This window comes from Candidatus Protofrankia datiscae (assembly GCF_000177615.2).
Taxonomy (GTDB): domain Bacteria; phylum Actinomycetota; class Actinomycetes; order Frankiales; family Frankiaceae; genus Protofrankia; species Protofrankia coriariae.
This window is the reverse complement of sequence record NC_015656.1, coordinates 3,758,748-3,779,121: the sequence shown is the minus strand read 5'-3', so window position 1 is coordinate 3,779,121 and position 20,374 is coordinate 3,758,748. Positions and strand designations below refer to the sequence as shown.

The window sequence follows — 20,374 nt, the reverse complement described above, 5'->3', positions numbered from 1 at the left end:
CAGGAGACCAGCCGAAGCCGATGCGATGATTTTTTCGCGTCGGCGGAGGCCGCAAGGGAGGAGCGGTAGCCATGAAGATCGAAGGCGTGGTCTTCCTCGTATTCACAATCTTCTGCGCGGCGGTCGACGTGGTCTACTGGTTCACGTCACAGGATCCGACCGGCACCGTCGCGTTGGCGCTGTGCGGCAGCCTCGGCCTGCTGGTCGGTGGATATCTGCTGTTCACCGCCCGCCGGATCGGAGCGCGGCCACAGGACCTGCCCGACGCCGAGGTCGCCGACGGAGCCGGGGAACTCGGGCACTTCACACCGGGTAGCTACTATCCGATCTTCATCGCGTTCAGCGCCAGCCTGGTTGTCTTCGGCATCGTCTTCGGCGTCTGGCTCGCTCTGATCGGCGGGCTCCTGACGCTGTTCTTCGTCACAGGCCTGCTGTTCGAGAACCTGTGGCACCCACCCGTCCCCGAAGACTGATCCTGTTTCCGGTGGGCCGGACGCCGGCCCACCGGGAACAGGCGGCCCTGGGCTGGGCCGGCCGCCCACGCGCGGGACAGCCCAGGTGAGACAGGTCCTGACCTGCTCTGGATGGAACTTCCGCCTGTCGGCGCCCATCGGTACGGACGTACGCGAACGGACATACGCGACAGGTCCTCCGGCAGGGGCCGGATCTGTCCTGGGTGAAAACCGGCCTCTGGGTGAACCGGTGCTGCCCTGGCCTCAGACGCCGCTGGACGCGGCGGCGGCAGCCGCCTGGCTCGTCCTGACCCAGCGCCCCAGCGCGGCTTCGGCCGCGCCGGAATCCAGCGACCAGGCGGCCCGGCTGAGCTGACGCTGGATCTGCTCGCTCACCGGTGCGGCGGTCGGCCCGGTGGAGGCGACCAGAGCCGTCGCGGCGGCCAGCAGGACGGCGTCGCGTACCAGCCCACGACGTCCGGCCAGCAGAACACGGGCGACCTCGGCGTTGTGGGCGGCGTCACCACCCCGCAGCTCCGCGGGGTCGCCGGGCTGAATGCCCACCGTTCGTGGGTCGAAGGCCTCCTGCCGGACCGTGCCGCCACTGATCACCCACACCGTCGACGTGGTCGTCGGCGTGAGCTCGTCGAGGCCGTCGTCGCCCCGGAACACCAGGCCCCGGGTGCCGCGCGCGGCGAGCACGCCCGCGACGACCGGGGCCAGCTGTGGATCGGCGACCCCGATGGCCTGGGAGGCGGGCCGGCCCGGGTTGGTCAGCGGCCCGAGGATGTTGAAGAAGGTGGGCACGCCGAGCTCACGGCGCGTCCCGGCCGCGTGCCGCATGGCCGGATGGAAGACCGGGGCGAAACAGAAGGCAGCACCCGCCCGGGCCAGGCAGGTGCCGACGGCGGCCGGCGGCAGGTCGATGACGACGCCGAGTTCCTCCAGCAGGTCGGCCGTGCCGCACCGCGAGGACGCGGCCCGGTTGCCATGCTTGATCACGGGGATGCCGGATCCGGCGACCACGAGCGCCGCCATGGTCGATATGTTCACCGAATGTGATCGATCTCCGCCGGTGCCGCAGGTGTCCACCGCGCGTTCCCGAACGTCGTCGGAGACCTCCAGCGGCGCGGCGTGGTCGAGCATCGCTTCGACCAGGCCGCGGACCTCCTCGGCGGTCTCACCCTTGGCCCGTAGCGCCACCGCGAAGCCGGCGATCCGGGCGGGTGACGCCGCGCCGGACATGATCTGCTGCATCGCCCAGCCGGCATCCTCGGCGCGCAGTGAGTCCCCGCGCAGGAGCAGCGTGAGAAGTTCGGCCCAGCTCGGCTGGCCGGCGGGTACGGGTACGGCCGGCTCGTCCCTCTCCGTGCCTGTTGGCTCCGTGCCTGTTGGCGTGGCCATCATCCCTGTCTTCCCCGTTGTGATCGTACTTGGTTGTTCCTGGCGTCCGGTCGTTCCCGCTGCCCCGGCTGCTCCCGGACCACCGAGCTGTTCGTGCCGTCCGGCCATCCGGGTACCGCGCGGACTGTTTCTCGGACGGATCGCGGGTAGTCCGACCGGCCGGGCCGGCGTGCCGGGTGGGGCCGTGGCCGGGCGTTGGGCGCCATGGCCCCAGGGCACTGCCGTCAGCAGGGAAGGGACGTGTCAGTGAGCGGGGGAGGACTGCGCGCGGGGCGCCGGCGAGTGCCGGCGGCGCAGCAGCGTGACGACGACCTCGGTGAGCTCGGCGGGGCCGACCGGATGAGCGACCACCGCGTCCGCCAGCGACCAGCTCGCCAGCCAGCGGTCGTCCCGACGGGCGACCAGCAGGACGGTGGGCGGGGGGTTGGAGATCTCGTTCTTGATCTGCCGGGACAGGCCCATACCCCCGCTGGGGGCGGCCTCGGCGTCCAGGACGCAGATGTCGGCTTCCCCGTGGTCGACCGCGTCGATCACGGACGGGCCGTCCGTGGCGTCCAGGAACTCCAGGATGCCGAGTTCGCGGTCGGGAAGCGGGCCGATGGCGAGCTTCACCCGCTCCCGGACTTCGGGCTTGTCCGCGTACACGAGAACGGTACTCATGCGACCGCAGGCCTTTCACTCGAAGCGGCCGTTGGCAGGATGGCGCCCGATGGGAGCGTCGAGGAGTCACACACCGCGACCGCGGCAGTGTGCGCCCATGGTGGGTGTGCGCCCATGGCGTGATGTGTGCCCATGGTGAGGGACCCGCCCGCAGGGTATCCGATCGTGCTGACAGGTGACGCCCACGGTCGTGGCACCGGGAGCTGTGCGGGACACGCAGGGGAGATGCCGATGTGTCATCGCCCGGTCCGCCAGGCTGGGCGTGGCGGGTTTGCGGGACTGCCGTCCTCTAGTAGAGAATGAGACTCGTTCTCAAGGGTGTCGACCGCAGCAAGATTCAGTCGCGGCCAGCCATGACCAAACGTCACAAGACAATTGCGGACGGTTTGCTAGGGCAGGGCGTGTCTACCAACGGCATCGGACGTGACAGCATCGGATGTGACATGGACGGTCAGCAGGCTCTCCGTCTCACCCCCCAGCGCCGCGCGGTGCTGGAGGTGCTTCAGACTGCCCACAACCATCCGACAGCGGCCGAGGTCTACGATCGCGTCCGAGAAGTCGCGCCAGGTATCGGCGCTGCCACCGTCTACCGGTCTCTGGGGCTGCTCGTCCAGGCCGGACAGGCCCTCGAGCTCAGTCTCGGCAACGGTACGGCCGCCCGCTACGACGGGAACACCAGCCGTCACGACCATCTGGTCTGTGACCGCTGTGGACAAGCCGTGGACATCGATCTGCCGAGCCCGGTGGAGATGATGGTCGACGAGCTCGCGCACAGCACCGGCTTCGCGATCACAGGCTACGACCTGCAGTTGCGCGGCCTGTGTCCGTCCTGTCGACCGGGTGGTTGATCACCGGAAGCCCTGAACACCATCGGTTGTCGCGCGGCCGGTGTCCCACTCGAGGTTTCCCGCGCCGCCGCGAGCCACTCATCCGAGCGGTCGTCACCATCCTGGACGGCCGCACCCCAAGGGCGTCGCCTCGCACCAGAGGTGACCGCACTTGAAGAAGGTCACCAGAGACGACCGCACCCGAAAGAAGGTCACCAGAGGTGACCGCACCCGAAAGAAGGAGCATGTATGTCCAAGCTTGACGGCACGAAGACGCACGACAACCTCAAGGAGGCGTTCGCCGGCGAGAGCCAGGCGAACCGCCGTTACCTCTACTTCGCCCGGGTGGCGGACATCGAGGGCCTGACCGATGTCAGCTCGCTCTTCCGCGACACCGCCGAGGGTGAGACCGGTCACGCTTTCGGCCACCTGGACTTCCTCGCCAAGGTCGGCGACCCGGCGACGGGGAGCCCGATCGGTGACACCGCCAAGAACCTTGCCAGCGCCGTGGCGGGGGAGACCTACGAGTTCACCGCGATGTACCCGGGCTTCGCCAAGACCGCCCGTGAGGAGGGCTTCGAGGAGATCGCCGACTGGTTCGCCACCCTCGCGCGCGCCGAGAAGACCCACGCCGGCCGCTTCCAGAAGGCCCTGGACACGCTGGACACAGTCGCGGCGGAATAACTCCGGCAGGCCGTACCGCTTCGGGCTGTCACCAGGGCGGAGCCGCCTGCCGCCGAGAAGGTAGCTGGCCGGGGTGGACGCACAGGTCGCGTCCGCCCCGGCCACTACACGTTGTCGGCGCGTGACGTTGTCGGCGCGTGCCCGGCGGACGGCCTCCCGGCCGCTTCATGATCTGGCGGATGTCGGCGTAACATCCGGCGCGCCGCCCATGCCTTCGATGATCGTCAGGGAGTCCCAACGATGGCGCTCAGTGTCGCCGACATCATCACCGACCCCGAGGTCTACTCCGCCCAACGGCCGAGCCTGCGCGCCCGCATCCTGCCGGTGAGGGCGGAGCGCCGAATCCGGGTCGGCGACATGCTCCTGTTCGAGTTCGAGAACGAGCAGACCCTGCGCTACCAGGTGCAGGAGATGGTCTACACCGAACGGCTGCGCGACCCCTCGGAGGTCGCCCACGAGATCGACATCTATTCCCGCCTGCTGCCCTCCAGCCACACGCTGACCGCCACCCTGTTCATCGAGCTTGACGTCCTGGACGCCGTGCGCGCGGAGCTGGAGCGGCTGGCCGGCGTGCAGCGCAGCATCCGGCTGGAGATCGGCGGCGTACCGGTGCCGGCCGAGGAGATTCTCGGCCCCGACGAGGACCCGGACGTCCCGAGCCAGACCGTGTCCGTGCACATGCTGCGGTTCCTCCTCAACGACGACACCCGGGATGCCTTCCGGGATCCGGCCGTGCCGGTCGAACTGGTGGTCGACCATCCCGCCTACAACGAGGCGACACCGATCACCGGCACGACCAGGACGTCCCTGATCGCGGACCTCGCGCTACGCGGCTGACCGCCCACGCGGCTGGTCGTCCGCCACACAGCCGGCTGCCGGCGCTCCGGCCCGGCCTTCCTGTCGGCCTGCCTGGCCTGGCTCGTCAGCCCTGCTCCGTCCCCGGTGTCCTGTCGCGGACGGTCGCGGGCCGCCGTGGGGCGGCGGTGTCGTTCGCGGCGAGCCGGGCGAGCCAGGCGTTGTAGGCGGCCTCCCGGGCGAGCAACTCGGCTTCCGGATCCGCCTCCGGAACGGGCCCGAGCTCCCGATCCGCATTCTGTTCCGTCTCCCGCGCCCGTCCGGCTGTCCCGTCCCGCTCGGTCGCGGGGTGCCCGGGTGTGCCCGGGCGTGCTCGGGCGGGGCCCGCGGCGGCGTCGAGCAGCCGGTCCAGGCGGCGGTCCTCGCGGGCGGCCTCCCGGTCGTCCGCCCGTGACCACTGGATGAACAACGCGACGAACACCATGGCGCCGACCACCTCGCCGGCGGCCCACATCAGCCCGGCGCCGGTCTGCTGGTCGCCGAGCGGGCTGGACCCCCAGGTCCGGCCGAGCTCGGCATACCAGTCCGCGGCGAAGACCTCGTTGGTGGTGAACATAGCCAGCGCCCACAACGCGTGCATCGGGAAGGTCACGAACAGCAGGAGCAGCCGTCCCCAGTACGGCAGCCGTCCCGGCATCGGGTCGAGTCCGATGATCGGCCAGTAGAACAGGCAGCCGACGGCCAGGAAGTGCACGTGCAGGAACAGATGGAGCGCCGTGTGCCGCATCGACGCCTCGTACAGGCCGGTGAAGTACAGCCCGTAGAGGCTCACGATGAACGCGGCGAAGCCGACCAGCGGGAAGGTGACCACCCGCGCCACCCGGCTGTGCAGCAGCCGTACCAGCAGCCGGCGGGGACGCAGCGGCAGGGCCCGCAGCGCCAGCGTCACGGGGGCGCCCAGCGCGAGCGGGATGGGCGCGACCGTGCCGAGCAGCATGTGCTGGACGGCGTGCGCGCTGAACAGGGCGGTGTCGTAGGCGGCTATCCCACCGACGAGCGCGTAGGCGACCACCACCAGGCCGGCCAGCCAGGAGGCCGTCCGCCAGCGGCTCCAGGCGTCTCCACGATCTGTGAGTCTGCTCACTCCAAACAGGTACAACCCGCCCATGAGGGCGACCAGTAGCAACGGGCCGGGCTCCGGCGAGATGTGCAGCAGCATTCGCCCGACGGTCGGTGGCGGTGGAAGTTCTCCCTGCCCGGACGATGCGAGCAGGCTTCCCGCGCCTGCCGTGGCAAGGGCGCCGGGACTGGTCACAGGCCCTGTCACCTCACTCCGATCGGGGTCGGACGGGGGTTCGGCCGAACCCTCGACAGCTCGTAGTCCTACCGAATGTCGAACCTACGGTGGCGCCTGACGGATCGCGTGCCAGAATGACCGACGTGGCCTCCGCCTCCGTCCTTGAGAAAGCTCCGCCGCCGCACCCGACGGCCAACCGTCCCTCGATGGTTTCGGTCGGAACGATCGTGTGGCTGTCATCGGAGCTGATGTTCTTCGCGGCCCTGTTCGCGATGTACTACACGATCCGATCGGTCGACAGCGACAACTGGCCGCCGACCACCGGCGTTCCCGCGGGGTCCGAGTACGGTCCGGTCCACCTGCACGTGGGTTTCGCGCTCTTCTTCACGACGATCCTGGTGCTCTCCAGTCTGACCTGCCAGCTCGGCGTGTTCGCCGCCGAGCGCGGTGACGTCTACGGGCTGCGCCGCTGGTACGTCATCACCCTGATCATGGGCCTGGTGTTCGTCGGCGGCCAGGCGTGGGAGTACTTCCGCGAGAACGAGTTCTCGATCTCGTCCCATGCCTACGGCTCCGTGTACTACCTCACGACCGGCTTCCACGGCCTGCACGTCATCGGTGGGCTCGTCGCCTTCGTGATCGTGCTGGCCCGGTCGACCTACGGCAGGTTCACGCCCGAGAAGGCGACGTCCGCGATCGTGACGTCGTACTACTGGCACTTCGTCGACGTCGTCTGGATCGGCCTGTACGCGACCATCTACCTCCTCCAGTGAGCCAGTGAGCGACATGACTGCATCTACGGGCGCTGCCCGCGCATCCGTACGCCGGCGTCGGCGTTCCTCGGCCGTGGTCCTGCTGGTGGCGCTCGCGGCCACCGGCGTGTTGTGGACGGCGTTCGCTCCGCGTGGGACGGCCGAGGACACCGCGGCGACCAACGAGGCCGTCCGGGCGGGGCAGGCCCTCTACCTCCAGGGCTGCTCAAGCTGCCACGGCCTGCAGGGCCAGGGCGGCAACCAGGCCCCGAGCCTGATCGGCGTCGGGTCGGCCGCGGTCGACTTCCAGGTCAGCACCGGGCGGATGCCGCTGGCGGCGCCGGGCGCGCAGGCCAAGCGCAAGGACCCGATCTACAGTCAGACGCAGATCGACCAGCTGGCCGCCTACATCGACAGCCTTGGCGGCGGCCCGCGGAAGCCGGTCATCGACGAGGCCGAGTGGAGCGACGCCGACCTGGCCCATGGCGGGGAGCTGTACCGGGCCAACTGCGCCCAGTGCCACCAGGCCGCGGGCGCGGGCGCGCCGCTGACCTACGGCAAGTACGCGCCGGACCTCAGCCACGCCACCCCGGTCCAGATCATCGAGGCGATGCGGACCGGTCCGGAGTCGATGCCCCTGTTCGGCCCGGGGCAGGTCGACAATGCCGACGCGGTCGCGATCGCCAAGTACATCCGGCACGTCAGCGAGGCCCCGGCCGCCGGCGGCCACGGTCTTGGTAAGTACGGCCCGGTTCCTGAGGGGCTGCTGGCCTGGCTGGTCGGAATCGGTGGCCTGCTCGCGGTGTGCCTGTGGATCGGAGCGAGGCAGAAGGTATGAGCAAGCAGGACGACGACAACGCCGGCCCGGGCGCGCCCGACGACAGCGGCGGCAGCATCTTCGACCGGGCCAAGCACCCGGTGAAGCCGTCAGGGGAGCCCGCACCCGGGTCCGACGTCAGCGCTGGCGGACCCGAACTGCGTCAGGGCCACGACGACGGTCCCGAGCGTCTCGGTACCCCTGAGCACCAGACCGACGCGACCCGCGCGGGGTCGACGGTCCTGCTGGCCGAGCCGCCCGAGCGGGGCGTGGGTGTACGTGATCCCCACGCCGAGGCGCTCGACCGCCGGGCCGAACGCCGGGCCGAGCGGCAGGCCGCGTTCTGGTTCGTGATCTCGATCATCGGGACGGTCGGGTTCGTTGTCACCAACTTCGTCGGTGACAAGCACAAGGAGTACTACACCCCGGCCCTGGGCACCGCGCTCGCCCTGGCCATGGGCGGCATCGGGTTCGGGATCATCATCTGGGCCAAGCGGCTCATGCCGCACGAGGAGGCCGTCCAGGAACGGCACCCCTTCAGGTCCGCGGACGAGGAGATCGCCGCCACCGAGGAGACGGTCGCCCTCGGCTACGCCGACACCGGGCTGGCCCGCCGGCCGCTGATCCGCCGGACCCTGCTCGGCGCGGGCACGGTGCTCGGCGCCCTGCTGGTGGTACCGCTGCTGAACCTGACCAACCGCAAGCCGGGCAAACAGCTCGACCACACCCACTGGGTGAAGGGCGCCCGGCTGGTCACCGGGGAGGGCACCCCGGTCAGGCTCGGTGACATCTCCATCGGCGGCATCGAGACGGTGTTCCCGGCGATCCCGGTCACCGAGCCCGACGGCAGGGTCCGTTACGAGCCCCAGCGCACCCTGCACCAGAAGGCCGACAGCGCCACCGTCCTGATCCGGCTCGGGCCGGACGAGAACCGGCCGCGGCCGGGTCGGGAGGACTGGGCCTACGACGGCCACGTCGCCTACTCCAAGATCTGCACTCACGCGGGCTGCCCGGTCAGCCTCTACGAGGCGCAGACCCACCACCTGCTGTGCCCCTGTCACCAGTCCGTGTTCGATGTGTTGGACGGATGCCGAGCGATCTTCGGGCCGGCCAGCCGGTCCCTGCCGCAACTGGCGCTCGGAGTCGACAAGGACGGATATTTCATCGCACGAGACGGTGACTACACCGAGCCCATCGGTCCCGCCTTCTGGGAGCGCTCATGACCACCGTCCCACCACCACCTCTGGTCAAGAGGCCGGGTCCCGTCCGCGCGCTCAACCGGGCGGCCGACGAACGGTTCGGCACGCAGGCGGCGTTGCGGCGCAACCTGAACAAGGTGTTCCCCGGCCACTGGTCCTTCATGATCGGGGAAATCGCTCTCTACAGCTTCGTCATCCTGGTCCTGACCGGCATCTATCTGACGCTGTTCTTCGACCCGAGCAACACCGAGGTCGTCTACGACGGCTCGTACGTACCGCTCAAGGGCGTCGAGATGAGCCGCGCCTACGCGTCGACCCTGGAGATCAGCTTCGACACCCGCGCGGGCCTGATCTTCCGCCAGATCCACCACTGGGCCGCGCTGCTGTTCGTCGCGTCCATCCTGGTGCACCTGATGCGGGTGTTCTTCACCGGTGCCTTCCGCAAGCCCCGCGAGGTCAACTGGCTGATCGGCGTCGGCCTGTTCGTGCTGGGCATCCTCGAGGGCTTCGCCGGCTACTCGCTCCCGGACGACCTGCTCTCCGGCACCGGGCTGCGGATCGCCGCGTCCATCGCCCAGTCGATCCCGGTCGTCGGCACCTGGGCGTCCTTCCTCGTCTTCAACGGTGAATGGCCGGGCGAGAACTTCATACCCCGGCTGTACGTCGTCCACATCCTGCTGGTGCCAGGCGTCCTGCTGGCGCTGATCGGCGCCCACCTGGGCATCCTCTGGCACCAGAAGCACACCGACTTCCCCGGTCCGGGCAAGACCGAGCACAACGTCGTCGGGCACCGGGTCTTCCCGGTCTTCGCGGCGAAGTCCAGCGGCTTCTTCATGCTGGTGTTCGCGATGCTCGCCCTGCTCGGGGGTCTCGCCCAGATCAACCCGATCTGGGCCTTCGGGCCGTACGACCCGGCGAACGTCAGCTCCGCCTCCCAGCCGGACTGGTACATCGGCTTCCTCGACGGGTCGACCCGGCTGTTCCCGCCGTGGGAGTTCCGCGGGCTCGGGCACACGGTCCCGGCGGTGTTCTGGCCGACGCTGATCCTGCCCGGCATCCTGTTCACCCTGCTGGCGGTGTACCCGTTCATCGAGGCGAAGGTCACCGGCGACAAGGAGTCGCACAACCTGCTGCAGCGTCCGCGCGAGACGCCCACCCGCACCGGCCTCGGCGCCTTCGCCATCACGTTCTACCTGGTGCTGTGGATCTCGGGTGGCAACGACGTCATCGCCAAGACGTTCGACATCTCGCTGAACGCGATGACCTGGGCGGGTCGGGTCGGCGCCATCGTCCTGCCGCCGATCGTCTTCTACTTCACCAGGAAGCTGTGCATCCACCTGCAGGAACGTGATCGTGAGATCGCCGAACACGGCATCGAGACCGGGATCATCCAGCAGCTGCCCAACGGGGAGTTCGTGGAGGAGCACCGGCCGAAGCTGCCACCGGTGCCCGACCACCCCCGGGTGCCGACCGACCGGGTGGCCCTGCCGTCCGCGGGGGACGCGCATGCCAAGGGCGCTCTCGTGCGTCGCGCGGGCCGGGCTGTCAGCGGCTTCTTCGTCGAGGAGGAGGAACGCCAGCCGGAGCCGACCGGCTCCTCCCCGCAGCGCTCCGAGGGCGGGCACTGACCGGCTGAGGTCTTCTTACCGCGAGGTTTACCTGGGGCCTTCCACCTCCGTCATCCGGAGGCGGGAGGCCCCAGACCTTTTGTGGGTGTTCGGGTGGATGTTCGACCGGGACAGATGACGCGACAACCGTGGGGGTGGATAGTTAGTTGCAGAAAGAAAAAGATATGGAGGTCGAATGTCCATCGATCATTCCGTGTCGCCGACCGCGTCCACGCCCGCGCCAGCCCCGGATGACCCGCCGGCGCTGGACGTCCGAGGGCTGACCTACCGGTTCGGCGAGAAGACCGCGGTCGACTCCCTCGACCTCACCCTCGCCCCCGGGGAGATCGTCGGCCTGCTCGGGCCGAACGGTGCCGGCAAGACCACGGCGATCCGCGTCATCGTGACTCTGCTGCGGCCGGCGGCCGGCTCGGTTCTCGTCTTCGGGGTGGACGCGGCCCGCCAGCCGATCCGGACCCGGCGGCTGATGGGCTACGTACCGCAGATGCTCTCCGCGGACAGCGGGCTGACCGGACGCGAGAACGTCGCGCTGTTCGCCGGCCTGTTCGACGTCCCGCGCCGGCACCGACGGGCCCGGGTCGACCAGGCGCTGGCGGCCATGGGCCTGACCGACGTCGCCGACCGGCTGGCACGCACCTACTCGGGCGGGATGGTCCGCCGTCTGGAACTGGCCCAGGCCCTGGTCAACGCGCCACGGCTGCTCATCCTCGACGAGCCGACCGTCGGACTCGACCCGATCGCCCGCGACAGCGTCTGGGAGCACGTCCTGCGCCTGCGTGAGGAGCACGGCATGGCGGTACTGCTGACCACCCACTACATGGAGGAGGCCGACGTCCTCTGCGACCGGGTCGCGCTGATGCACGCCGGCCGGGTGCGGGTCACCGGCGTGCCCGGCGAGCTGAAGGCCGAGCTGGGCGCGCGGGCCAGCCTGGAGGACGTGTTCCGGCACCACACCGGCGATGCGCTCGCCGGCAACGGCAACGAGGCAGGTGATTTCCGTGGCGTCCAGCACACCCGCCGTGCCGCCCGCCGGGTTGGCTAGCGCTCCGGGGGAGCGGGATCCCCGGACCGCCGGGAACGCGGCCGACAGGGCCTGGCCCGGCGGCCTCGTCGACGACGACTTCGACACCAGCCGGCTGGGCGCGGCCCGGCTGCTGCTGCGCCGGCTGGCCACGCTGTCCCTGGTGGAGCTGCAGAAGCTGCGCCACGACCGGGTGGAGCTCTACACCAGAGCCGTCCAGCCCGCGCTGTGGCTGCTGGTCTTCGGTGTGACGTTCAACCGCGTCCACGCCATCCCGACCGGATCCGTCCCGTACCTGGACTACCTGGCACCGGGGATCCTCGCCCAGTCCGCGCTGTTCATCTCGATCTTCTACGGCATCCAGATCATCTGGGACCGGGACGCGGGCGTGCTGGCCAAGCTCATGGTCACGCCCACGCCGCGCACCGCACTGGTCACGGGCAAGGCGTTCGCCGCCGGGGTGCGCGCGCTGATCCAGGTGTTCGTCGTCGTGCTGCTCGCGGCGGTGCTCGGCGTCGGGCTGACCGCCAACCCGTTGAAGCTGGTGGGCGCCGCGGTGGCGGTGGTGATCGGCGCGGCGTTCTTCGCCTGCCTGTCCATCGTGATCGCGGGGCTGGTGCTCTCCCGGGACCGGCTGATGGGCATCGGCCAGGCAATCATGATGCCGATGTTCTTCGCCAGCAACGCCCTCTACCCGGTCGACATCATGCCGTCCTGGGTACGCGTGGTCAGCTATCTCAACCCGTTGAGCTATCTGGTCGACGCGCTGCGCGGCCTGCTGATCGGCACGCATTCCCACCTGCCGCTCGACTTCGTCGTCCTGATCGGCTCCGCCGGGGTGACGATCCTGGCGGCGAGCGCCCTGCTCGGCCGGCTCGCGCGGTAGCGGCGCCGACGCCATCCGGCCACTTGGTCGCCGGGCCGCCTGGTCGCCGGGTCGCCGGGCCGGCCGGCTGGCCGCGCCAGTGGAGCCCCGCGACCGGCGCGGCGGTCAGCCGCCCAGCAGGGCGATCTGCCTGGCCGCCGTGGTCACCGGGGAGGCCCAGCGGCCGTCGAGACCGACCAGACGCACGCCCGCGCCGGTCAGCCAGCGGTGGATCAGTTCGGTCTCCTCGGCGCTCGCGCAGGGCGTGGGGCCCGGCCCCGGGCGCACGGTCTCGGCGCTGGCCCGGGTCGCCGTCACCCAGGGCCACGGATCGGTGCGTGCCGGTGCGCTGGCCGCCCCGGCGAGCCGGCCGTGGCGGATCACCGCGATGTCCCAGCCGCCCTCGTCGGTGGGCGCGGCGGCGGTCATCTCGGCCACGCCGGTCAGCGCCGCCAGGCGCTGGAGCCGCTGTGACGCGTGCAGGAAGGCCAGCAGCCGGTCGCGGACGACCGCCGCGTCCTCGTAGCGCTGCTCGGCGGCGAGGGCGGCGATGCGGGCCCGCGCGGCGTCCACGACCACCTGCGGGTCGGCGGTGATGGCGGTCACGGCCGCTGCCACGTGCCGGGCGTACTCCTGCGGGCTCTCCCGGCCGTCGCAGGGCGCCCCGCAGCGGCCCAGCTCCACCAGCGCGCACGCGGCGGTGGGCCGGCGCGGTGACAGCCTGGTGGCGCACTGGCGCAGCGGGATCGCCTCGTGGATCGCGGCCGCGGCGAGGTCCGCCGCGGCCATGCTGGGGAACGGGCCGAGGTAGGTACCGTCGTCCCGGGCCGCCCGCACCCGGGACAGCCGCGGATACGGCTCATCGGTGATCTTCAGGTAGACCGCCCGTTCCGGGTTCCGGGAGCGGCGGTTGTACGGGGGCTTGTGCTCGGCGATCAGCCGGACCTCCCGGACCTGCGCCTCCAGCGCGTGCGCGCACGCGATCGCGTCCACCCGCTCGGCTGACGCGACCATCGCGGTCATCCGCTGCCGCGGCTCACCGGCGGTGAAGTACGACCGGACGCGGGCCCGTACCGACCGGGATGTCCCGACATAGAGGGGCCGGTCGGTGCTGTCCCGGAAGATGTACACCCCCGGGCCGGTCGGCAGGTCGTCCGCCAGGTGCCGCTTGCGCCGCCGGGCGGGGGAGACCTTGCGGGAGAATCCGTGCAGTTCCTCCAGCGTGGTCACGCCGAAACCGCCGAGACGCTCGAACAGCCCGTGCAGCACGGCGACGGTCGCCCGCGCGTCCGCCAGCGCCCGGTGGCAGGGCCCGGCGTCCGCGGGGAAGAGCCGGGCCAGCGAGGCGAGCTTGTGGTCCGGGGTCTCGTCCCGTCCCAGCACCTGCCTGGCGATACGGAGTGTGTCCAGATGCTCCCAGTCAGGGACGGGATGGCCGCAGCGTACACACGCCTCCCGCAGGAATCCGAGGTCGAAGGGCGCGTTGTGCGCGACCAGCACGCTGCCGTGGGCGAACTCCAGGAAGGTCGGCAGGGCCGCGTCGATGCGGGGCGCGGTGGCGACCATCGCGTCGGTGATTCCGGTGAGGACCGAGATGAACGGCGGGATCGGCGCGTCCGGCCGCACCAGCGTCGCCAGTTCCGCGAGGACCTCCCCGCCGCGGATCTTCACCGCGCCGATCTCGGTGATCTCGCTGTCGGCCGCCCGGCTGCCGGTGGTCTCCAGGTCCACCACGACGAAGGTGACCTCCCGCAGGGGACGGCCGAGCTCCGCCGGTGGCACGGGCAGCTGGGCCGCCGGCAACACGGGACGAACATGATCGTGCTGCCGGCGGCCCGCCGGGGCGCCCTGATGGAGCGGGGACTGGTGCTCGGCGGGCGGCGTGGGCGGTGCGTCCGGGTGGCCGCCGCCCGGCACGGGGAAGAACCGGCGCATGTCCGGGTACGGTAGTCCCTGCTCACGACAGTTTTCCGGCCCTGTTCCCGGGACGGGCTCCCGCTCACGCCCGCCGGTCACCGGCTGGCCGCCAGACGCCGGTGGCCTGTCACGTGAACAGCCGGGCGAACCCGTCCTGACCCGCCGTGGTGACCCGGAACTCGTTGCCCTCCGGGTCGGCGAGGATGAAGCCGCTGTCGGCGCCGTCGGTGTAGCGTCCGACCTCGCGGGCGCCCAGCGACGACAGCCAGCCGACCACGCGTGCGGCGTCCACCGCGTACAGGTCCAGGTGCAGCCGGCCCGGGCTCGGCACCGACCCGGACACGCGCCGTAAACGCAGCTTGGGACCGGCGCCGGCCGGGTGGCGCAGGACGGCCGAGTCGCCGTCGTGCCGCGCAACCTCGTAGCCGAGTGCCGACGACCAGAACCCGACCATCAGCTCCACGTTGACGCAGTCCAGGCCCACCTGGGCCATGCGGATGCCATTCGTTTCAAACCAGGCCACAGGCGCATGATTCCGCATGGCTGACCGGTCTGTGTCGGTGTGTCACCCTGGGCCCGCCGGCCCGTCCACGGCAGCGCCCCGCAGCCGCCGTGCCGGTACCGTTGCGCTGCCCGGCCCGCAGCCGCGCTGTCGACCCGCCGTCGTGCTGCCGGCACGGCACCAGCACGCTGCCAGCGCGGGGCGGGGCCGAGCGGCGCGAGTGCCAGCGTGGATCTCAGCCGGCTACTGTCCGGATACAGATACCGTCCAGGCAAAGTCAACGTCCAGATAAGGTCACCGTCCGGACATGTACTGTCCGGGCATGGCCAGCGTCTTCACCCGGATCATCAAGAGGGAGCTGCCCGGGCGGATCGTCCACGAGGACGACCACAGCGCGGCGTTCCTGACCATCGCCCCGATCCGGCCGGGGCACACCCTGGTGGTGCCACGGCTGGAGGTCGACCACTGGATCGACCTGCCGCCCGACGTCCTGCGGGAGCTGTGGAGCACCGCGGCCCTGGTAGGGCGGGCCATCGACACCGCCTTCCGTCCCCGCAGGGTGGCCGCGCTGCTCGCCGGGCTGGAGGTGCCGCATGTGCACGTGCACCTCATCCCGATCGACTCCGAGGCAGACATCTCGTTCGAGGCGGCCGATCACAACCCCGACCCGGCCGCGCTCGACGACGCGGCCGAACGCATCAGGGCCGCTCTCGCCCGGTAGCTCCCGGCAGGCCGGCCCTGTCCCGACCGGGGGCGGCCCTGTCCCGACCGGGGCGCTGTGACCTGGACGAACCGGCCGAGAACCCATGCGATCCGGAGGGATCGGGCTGGCCCGATACGCTGGGGTGTCGTCGTCGTTGTTCCCAACGTGCCCCGGAGTCTGGCCGTGTCCCTCGATCTTCCCGAACCGTCTACCCGCATGCGGTGGGGGACACGCGCGGATCCGCTCCGTTGCGCCGTGACGGGGAGGTTGTGGCACCGGGAGCGGGCCCGTGCCCAGACCACTCCCGGCGCTCCTGCCGGTCTCGGCAGCCCCGGCCGGTGCGGGGGACGAGGGGCGGTGGCCGGGGAGACCGCGGGCTTCCGGCATCGTCGGTGTGGCGTACCGGACGGCACCATGGCGACCAGTGCCATAGCGACCGGCGGCAGGCCGGGCGGTGACCTGCCGGTTGGCGGCAGGCCGGACGGCGCGCCGCGTGATCTTGCACTGGCGTCCGGGTGAGCGAGCCGCTTCCCTCCAGCGTCCGGGCACAGATTGTGGCGTTCGCGGCCGACACCCTCGCCGATCTCCCGGAACAGGATGTGCCGGCCACGCTCGTGGCCGTCCGCCGCTTCATCCCGTCCCGGCGGTCCCGGCTCGGGGCGACCCCGCTGGCGGCCGCCATGGCCAACGACGCGGTCTTTCGCGGCCGGGTCGCCGAGCGGCTGCGGCTGGCCCTGCCCGAGCTTGTGGCGTCGCTGGAGTCCGACGAGGGGCCGCCCGAGGCGGCGCCGCCCGAGGAGATCGCGGCCGTAGCCTACGTCCTGCGGCTGCCCGGCTGGGAACGGATGGTCGAGGCCGCGGCCCAGGAGGTGGCCGAAGCCGCGGCGTCGGCCCGCGCGGCCGACGCCACCGAGACGGTCACACGTCTGCGTGAACAGCTGGACGCACTCCGGCAGGGCGCCAAGGTCGAGAACGACCAGTTGCGGGAGCGGCTGGCGGTTGCCCGCTCCGAGGTGGAGGACGCCCGCCGCCGGCTGCGCTCCTCCTCCGACCGGCTCCGCCGGGTCGAGAACACGGCGAACGATGCCGTCGAGGTGGCGGAGAAGGCCCGCGACGAGGCGGTCGCCGCAGCCCGGGACGCCGAAGCCGAGACCCGGCGGCTGCGACAGCGGGTCGCCGAGCTCGAAGCCGCCCTGACCGCGTCCCGGCGGGGCAGCCGGGAGGCCCGCTCGGCCGAGGACGTGCGCCTGCGGGTCCTGCTCGACACGCTGATGGCCGCGGCCAACGGCTTCCGCAAGGAGCTCGCGCTGCCGACCGCCGTGCTGCACCCGGCGGACATCGTCAGCCGTGGCGAGGACGACGCCGCGCCCCTTGACCCGTTCTGCGGGGTCAGCGCCCGCGGCCTGGCCGAGGACGACCCGGCCGTGATCGACGAGGTGCTCGCCGTCCCCGGTGTGCATCTCATCGTGGACGGTTACAACGTCACCAAGCGCGGATACGGCTCGTTGACGTTGCAGGCGCAGCGCGCCCGGCTGCTGTCCGGGCTCGGCGCGCTGGCCGGCCGCGCGTCCGAGAGCGAGATCACGGTCGTGTTCGACGCGACCGCGGTCACCGCCAGGCCGGTCGGGGTGGCGGCGCCCCGCGGGGTACGGGTGCTCTTCAGCCGCTCCGGCCAGCTGGCCGACGAGGAGATCGTCCGCCTGGTGCGGGCCGAGCCGGTGGGGCGCCCCGTCGTCGTCGTCACCTCGGACCGCGAGGTGGCTGACACCAGCCGTCGCTCGGGCGCGCGCCCGATCCCCTCCGCCGCCCTCCTGGCCCGCCTCGACCGCTCCTGACCGCCGGAGGCGCCCGATTTCGTGATCGTTACAACGCTCCCATATTTTTGATCATATTGCTCGTGCTTCGTAGGAGCCCGCGCCTGGCAAGCGCTCGATCCACCCACAGGTCTCCGGCCATACCCGGAGGCGGCGCATGCCTCCCGGATGACGTGCGGGGTGTCGTGGTCTGGTGGGTGGCTGCGTTGGGTCTGACATCTGGACTGCCCTGTTCGGGGCATAGCATCGCCGCTATGGCCTGGGGTACCGTCGAGCTGGAACCGGAAGTCCGGGACTGGCTGGAGCGGTTACCGACCGCGCAGTTCGCCACGGCGGCGTTCTACGTGGACCTGCTCGCCGAGCAGGGGGCGCTGTTGGGCGAGCCGTACACGTGGCAGCTCGACGGCAAGCTGCGGGAGCTGCGGTTCCATCTGGAGGGCCGGGCGGTGCGGATGACCTACTGGATCGCTCCAGGCCGGCGGGTGGTGTTGTTGACGGTATTCGCCAAGACGCGGATGCGGGAGGCCGCCGAGGTGTCCCGGGCGAGGCGCGCGCTGGCGCGCTGCCTGGCCGAGTCACACACGGTGAGTGAGGACGAGGGAGAGGATGGCGATGCTTGAACGGACGGACTGGGCGGAGCTGAGGGAACGGCGGATGGGTGAGCCGGGCGCGTGGGAGGCGTACCAGGCGGCCAGACTGGCGTTCGAGCTGGGCCGGGCGGTCCGGGAACTGCGCCAGCGGCGTGCCTGGAGCCAGGCTGAACTGGCTCGGACGGCAGGCATGACCCAGTCGGCGGTGGCCCGGTTCGAGGCTGGCGGGACAGTACCCACGCTCCCCGTGCTGGGGCGGCTGGCCGAGGCTCTCGATGCTGACCTCGACGTTCGCGTCACCCCTCGCTCCGCGGCGTAGGCGACAGGGGTGCCACGGGATTCGCCGGGGGCGTGATCTCGCCAGGTTCACGGAACGTATGTTCGACGACATCGACATCGACATCGGCGGCGTGGGGATGGTTGCCGGCTATACCTTGATGATCGTGAATGGCCGGGCGTTCGGGAGGTATTCGGCCAGATACTGAAGATCACCAGGGTCGGATGTGTAGACGACTCCGCCGTGGCGGGCCGCTGCCAGCACGACGACGGCGGCGGCTCCGTCGGTGGTGTGGGCGCGGCCGAGCAGCTCGCCGGCGGAGCGGGCCGTGGTCTGGTCGACCGGTTCGACGATGCAGCCCCGGAGCAGACGGGCGAGCCGTGCCTGGCGTGCCCCGTCGCGCCAGACCTGCCAGACGACAGGCGCCGGGACAACGGGGGCGACGTCACCAGCCAACGCCTTGATGTGGCGGGCCCACATGCGCTCGTCGTTGCGTTCGGCGGCGACGAGGGCACCAGCGTCGTAGAGCAGATTCACGCGGTACGGCGGGGGAGGATGCCGGCGTCTTCCAGCTCACGCTGGGCTTCGTCGAGAACGTCCCGCGGCAGCGGACCGTGTTCGGCCTCCCACTCCCGCGCGGCTGCCAGGCCGTCCGTAATGACCGCCTGCCGCTCCAGCCGCTCCGTGATCGCTTCGCGTACCCACGCCGACAGCGAGGTGCCCGCGGCCCGTGCGGCGTCTTCGGCGCGGGCGCGGAGGTCGTCGCCGAGGTAGAGGGGAGTCGACGTCGTCCTGGCCACGTCCGCCAGCATACCCGATGCGAATCGCTTGCGAATCTATGTTGGTCGTCGTTGGTCGTCGCGGCTCGGCTGGCGGCCGAACGGCGTCTACATGGCCCGCGATTCCGGTATCGCTGTGGAACGGACCTGGTCCAGCACGGATTCGACGGTGTCGATGTCGGACGCCGTGAAGAACTTTTCGGGTCCGCTGGGCGTGAGCTGGGTGAACGGGGGGTCGTAGAGCTGGCCGACGTCGACCAGGCCGCGGCGCGCAAGAATATCGATGAGCATCTTCAGGAAGTGGAGCTGGTTGGCGGTCAGCGTGCGGCCGGTCTGGAACTGGTCGAACGCGCGGGCCGCGGCCTCGCGGTCGAGGCCGGTGAGGGAGCGCAGGAAGAGGCCGAGCCCCTCGTGCCTGGCCTTGGCCTGCTCGATGTCCTCCGTGGTACCGAGGCCGGAGTCGAGGAAGACCTGCTCCAGTTCGTCGAGGTCGGTCGTGGTGATCTGGCGGTTGCGGCGCAGCTTCTGGACAGCGAGCTGGTTCTCATGGCTGCGCAGATAGGTGCGGATCTTCTTCTCGAAGTCGTCTCCGAGTGGCTGCCAGGTGATCCCGCCCTCGCTGATCTCGCCGAGTTCGTCCTCGAAGTCGGTGTAGACGACGTTGCGCTTGCCCTTCTCGATCAGCCGGATGAGTCCGCGCAGGCGGAGGCTGACCGATTCGAGCATGGGCAGCGTGACGTCCTGCCACCACGCGTCGGTGGTCAGCTCCTCGAGCAGCTCCGCCTGGGCCCGTACCAGCGGGATGGTGGTCTGGCCGAGCAGCGCGGTAGCGATCTCCTGGACGCGGACGCGCATCCTGGTGAACCCGGTCTCGGTGCCGAGGCAGGCCAGTTGCAGGCGCAGGATCAGCAGGTCGAAGCGCCTGGCCTCTTCACCGGCGGGATCGTCCTGGTAGGCGCTGGGCAGCCCGGCGAGCTTCTCGAGATCGGCGTAGACCCCGGGGGCGATCCGCTGCCAGCGGTCGGGCAGCGAGTATGCCTCGACCTGCTCGCGGTATGGGCGGACCAGGAAGTTCTCGGGGTTCATTCCCGCCACCTGCTCGCGCAGCCGGCGGGCCAGATCGGCCCGCAGTTCGGTGACTTCCCCAACCGGTTCTGCGTCGGCCGTGGCCCGGGCGGCATCGGCCGGCGCACGTTTCTCGTCCAGCTCGAGCAGCAGGTCGGCGCGGCGCTGGAAGATCCGCTGGCCGAGGGACGGCGGGAGCGCATGCTCGACGGCGGGCATGTTCTGGTTGAAGTAGTCGACGTTCTGGCAGAGGTCGAAGACGAGGAACTCGGCATGGCATCGCGAAGCGATGTCATGGGTGCTGGTCCACCGAGATCCTCGACGAA

General features: G+C 70.8%; 23 protein-coding genes. 15 read left to right on the top strand and 8 right to left on the bottom strand.

From position 1 onward, the window contains the following. Window positions 1–71 precede the first annotated feature (71 nt). Window positions 72–473, top strand: coding sequence for a cytochrome c oxidase subunit 4 (locus tag FSYMDG_RS15730; protein ID WP_013874391.1), 402 nt, complete (start codon window positions 72–74; stop codon window positions 471–473). A gap of 243 nt (window positions 474–716) precedes the next feature. Here FSYMDG_RS15730 and trpD read toward each other — a convergent pair whose 3' ends face one another. Next, window positions 717–1,859, bottom strand: a complete 1,143-nt coding sequence (gene trpD, locus FSYMDG_RS15725; RefSeq protein WP_013874390.1) for an anthranilate phosphoribosyltransferase — start codon at window positions 1,857–1,859, stop codon at window positions 717–719. Between the two features lie 240 nt (window positions 1,860–2,099). After that, window positions 2,100–2,516, bottom strand: coding sequence for a response regulator transcription factor (locus tag FSYMDG_RS15720; protein ID WP_013874389.1), 417 nt, complete (start codon window positions 2,514–2,516; stop codon window positions 2,100–2,102). Between the two features lie 443 nt (window positions 2,517–2,959). Between FSYMDG_RS15720 and FSYMDG_RS15715 the strand changes: the two genes are divergently transcribed. From FSYMDG_RS15715 to FSYMDG_RS15705, 3 genes are all read left to right on the top strand, one after another. Further along, window positions 2,960–3,364: a Fur family transcriptional regulator gene (locus tag FSYMDG_RS15715; RefSeq protein ID WP_043603786.1), complete on the top strand. Its 405-nt coding sequence runs from the start codon at window positions 2,960–2,962 to the stop codon at window positions 3,362–3,364. A 228-nt stretch (window positions 3,365–3,592) separates the two neighbouring features. Beyond that, window positions 3,593–4,027, top strand: coding sequence for a rubrerythrin family protein (locus FSYMDG_RS15710; RefSeq protein WP_013874387.1), 435 nt, complete (start codon window positions 3,593–3,595; stop codon window positions 4,025–4,027). Window positions 4,028–4,267: 240 nt separating this feature from the next. Then, window positions 4,268–4,864: a DUF3501 family protein gene (locus FSYMDG_RS15705; protein WP_013874386.1), complete on the top strand. Its 597-nt coding sequence runs from the start codon at window positions 4,268–4,270 to the stop codon at window positions 4,862–4,864. Window positions 4,865–4,949: 85 nt separating this feature from the next. On the opposite strand, the gene FSYMDG_RS15700 is transcribed toward FSYMDG_RS15705, so the two are convergent. After that, window positions 4,950–6,137 (bottom strand): cytochrome c oxidase assembly protein, encoded by a 1,188-nt coding sequence (locus tag FSYMDG_RS15700; RefSeq protein ID WP_013874385.1) that lies wholly within the window; start codon window positions 6,135–6,137, stop codon window positions 4,950–4,952. 116 nt (window positions 6,138–6,253) lie between these two features. Here FSYMDG_RS15700 and ctaE point away from each other — a divergent pair, with 116 nt between their 5' ends. The 6 genes from ctaE (at window position 6,254) to FSYMDG_RS15670 (ending at window position 12,422) form a co-directional block, all read left to right on the top strand. Then, window positions 6,254–6,892, top strand: a complete 639-nt coding sequence (ctaE, locus tag FSYMDG_RS15695) for an aa3-type cytochrome oxidase subunit III (protein WP_013874384.1) — start codon at window positions 6,254–6,256, stop codon at window positions 6,890–6,892. Between the two features lie 13 nt (window positions 6,893–6,905). Continuing rightward, on the top strand, window positions 6,906–7,709 hold the full coding sequence (gene qcrC, locus FSYMDG_RS15690; RefSeq protein ID WP_043606755.1) for a cytochrome bc1 complex diheme cytochrome c subunit: 804 nt from the start codon (window positions 6,906–6,908) through the stop codon (window positions 7,707–7,709). Further along, window positions 7,706–8,911, top strand: a complete 1,206-nt coding sequence (qcrA, locus tag FSYMDG_RS15685; protein WP_013874382.1) for a cytochrome bc1 complex Rieske iron-sulfur subunit — start codon at window positions 7,706–7,708, stop codon at window positions 8,909–8,911. Before qcrC ends, qcrA begins: the two co-directional genes overlap by 4 nt. Further along, window positions 8,908–10,515: a cytochrome bc1 complex cytochrome b subunit gene (gene qcrB / locus FSYMDG_RS15680; RefSeq protein WP_013874381.1), complete on the top strand. Its 1,608-nt coding sequence runs from the start codon at window positions 8,908–8,910 to the stop codon at window positions 10,513–10,515. Before qcrA ends, qcrB begins: the two co-directional genes overlap by 4 nt. 175 nt (window positions 10,516–10,690) lie before the next feature. Beyond that, window positions 10,691–11,557, top strand: a complete 867-nt coding sequence (locus FSYMDG_RS15675) for an ABC transporter ATP-binding protein (protein ID WP_013874380.1) — start codon at window positions 10,691–10,693, stop codon at window positions 11,555–11,557. After that, window positions 11,514–12,422, top strand: a complete 909-nt coding sequence (locus FSYMDG_RS15670; RefSeq protein ID WP_013874379.1) for an ABC transporter permease — start codon at window positions 11,514–11,516, stop codon at window positions 12,420–12,422. The genes FSYMDG_RS15675 and FSYMDG_RS15670 overlap by 44 nt, the downstream gene beginning before the upstream one ends. Before the next feature lie 105 nt (window positions 12,423–12,527). Here FSYMDG_RS15670 and FSYMDG_RS15665 read toward each other — a convergent pair whose 3' ends face one another. Further along, window positions 12,528–14,207: a DEDD exonuclease domain-containing protein gene (locus FSYMDG_RS15665; RefSeq protein WP_237702793.1), complete on the bottom strand. Its 1,680-nt coding sequence runs from the start codon at window positions 14,205–14,207 to the stop codon at window positions 12,528–12,530. 9 nt (window positions 14,208–14,216) lie between these two features. Between FSYMDG_RS15665 and FSYMDG_RS29270 the strand changes: the two genes are divergently transcribed. Continuing rightward, window positions 14,217–14,351, top strand: coding sequence for a hypothetical protein (locus FSYMDG_RS29270; protein WP_258165202.1), 135 nt, complete (start codon window positions 14,217–14,219; stop codon window positions 14,349–14,351). A 94-nt stretch (window positions 14,352–14,445) separates the two neighbouring features. Here the strand turns inward: FSYMDG_RS29270 and FSYMDG_RS15660 are convergent, their stop codons facing one another. Next, entirely contained in the window at window positions 14,446–14,859 is a 414-nt protein-coding gene (locus FSYMDG_RS15660; RefSeq protein WP_013874377.1) for a VOC family protein, read from the bottom strand. A gap of 283 nt (window positions 14,860–15,142) precedes the next feature. Here FSYMDG_RS15660 and FSYMDG_RS15655 point away from each other — a divergent pair, with 283 nt between their 5' ends. The 4 genes from FSYMDG_RS15655 (at window position 15,143) to FSYMDG_RS15640 (ending at window position 18,246) form a co-directional block, all read left to right on the top strand. After that, window positions 15,143–15,541 (top strand): HIT family protein, encoded by a 399-nt coding sequence (locus FSYMDG_RS15655; RefSeq protein ID WP_043603782.1) that lies wholly within the window; start codon window positions 15,143–15,145, stop codon window positions 15,539–15,541. A 497-nt stretch (window positions 15,542–16,038) separates the two neighbouring features. Continuing rightward, the gene (locus FSYMDG_RS15650) at window positions 16,039–17,358 is read left to right on the top strand and encodes an NYN domain-containing protein (protein ID WP_013874375.1); all 1,320 of its coding nucleotides are present in this window, start codon (window positions 16,039–16,041) and stop codon (window positions 17,356–17,358) included. Between the two features lie 233 nt (window positions 17,359–17,591). Beyond that, window positions 17,592–17,957 carry a type II toxin-antitoxin system RelE/ParE family toxin gene (locus FSYMDG_RS15645; RefSeq protein WP_013874374.1) on the top strand — a complete coding sequence of 122 codons (366 nt, stop codon included), beginning with the start codon at window positions 17,592–17,594 and terminating at the stop codon, window positions 17,955–17,957. After that, complete coding sequence (locus tag FSYMDG_RS15640; RefSeq protein WP_043603779.1) at window positions 17,950–18,246, top strand: helix-turn-helix domain-containing protein; 297 nt, start codon at window positions 17,950–17,952, stop codon at window positions 18,244–18,246. The genes FSYMDG_RS15645 and FSYMDG_RS15640 overlap by 8 nt, the downstream gene beginning before the upstream one ends. Before the next feature lie 108 nt (window positions 18,247–18,354). Here the strand turns inward: FSYMDG_RS15640 and FSYMDG_RS15635 are convergent, their stop codons facing one another. The 3 genes from FSYMDG_RS15635 to FSYMDG_RS15625 form a co-directional block, all read right to left on the bottom strand. Beyond that, complete coding sequence (locus tag FSYMDG_RS15635) at window positions 18,355–18,741, bottom strand: hypothetical protein (protein ID WP_013874371.1); 387 nt, start codon at window positions 18,739–18,741, stop codon at window positions 18,355–18,357. Continuing rightward, window positions 18,738–19,016, bottom strand: a complete 279-nt coding sequence (locus FSYMDG_RS15630; protein WP_013874370.1) for a hypothetical protein — start codon at window positions 19,014–19,016, stop codon at window positions 18,738–18,740. Before FSYMDG_RS15630 ends, FSYMDG_RS15635 begins: the two co-directional genes overlap by 4 nt. A 75-nt stretch (window positions 19,017–19,091) precedes the next feature. Further along, complete coding sequence (locus tag FSYMDG_RS15625; protein WP_013874369.1) at window positions 19,092–20,267, bottom strand: type I restriction-modification enzyme R subunit C-terminal domain-containing protein; 1,176 nt, start codon at window positions 20,265–20,267, stop codon at window positions 19,092–19,094. Window positions 20,268–20,374 lie beyond the last annotated feature (107 nt).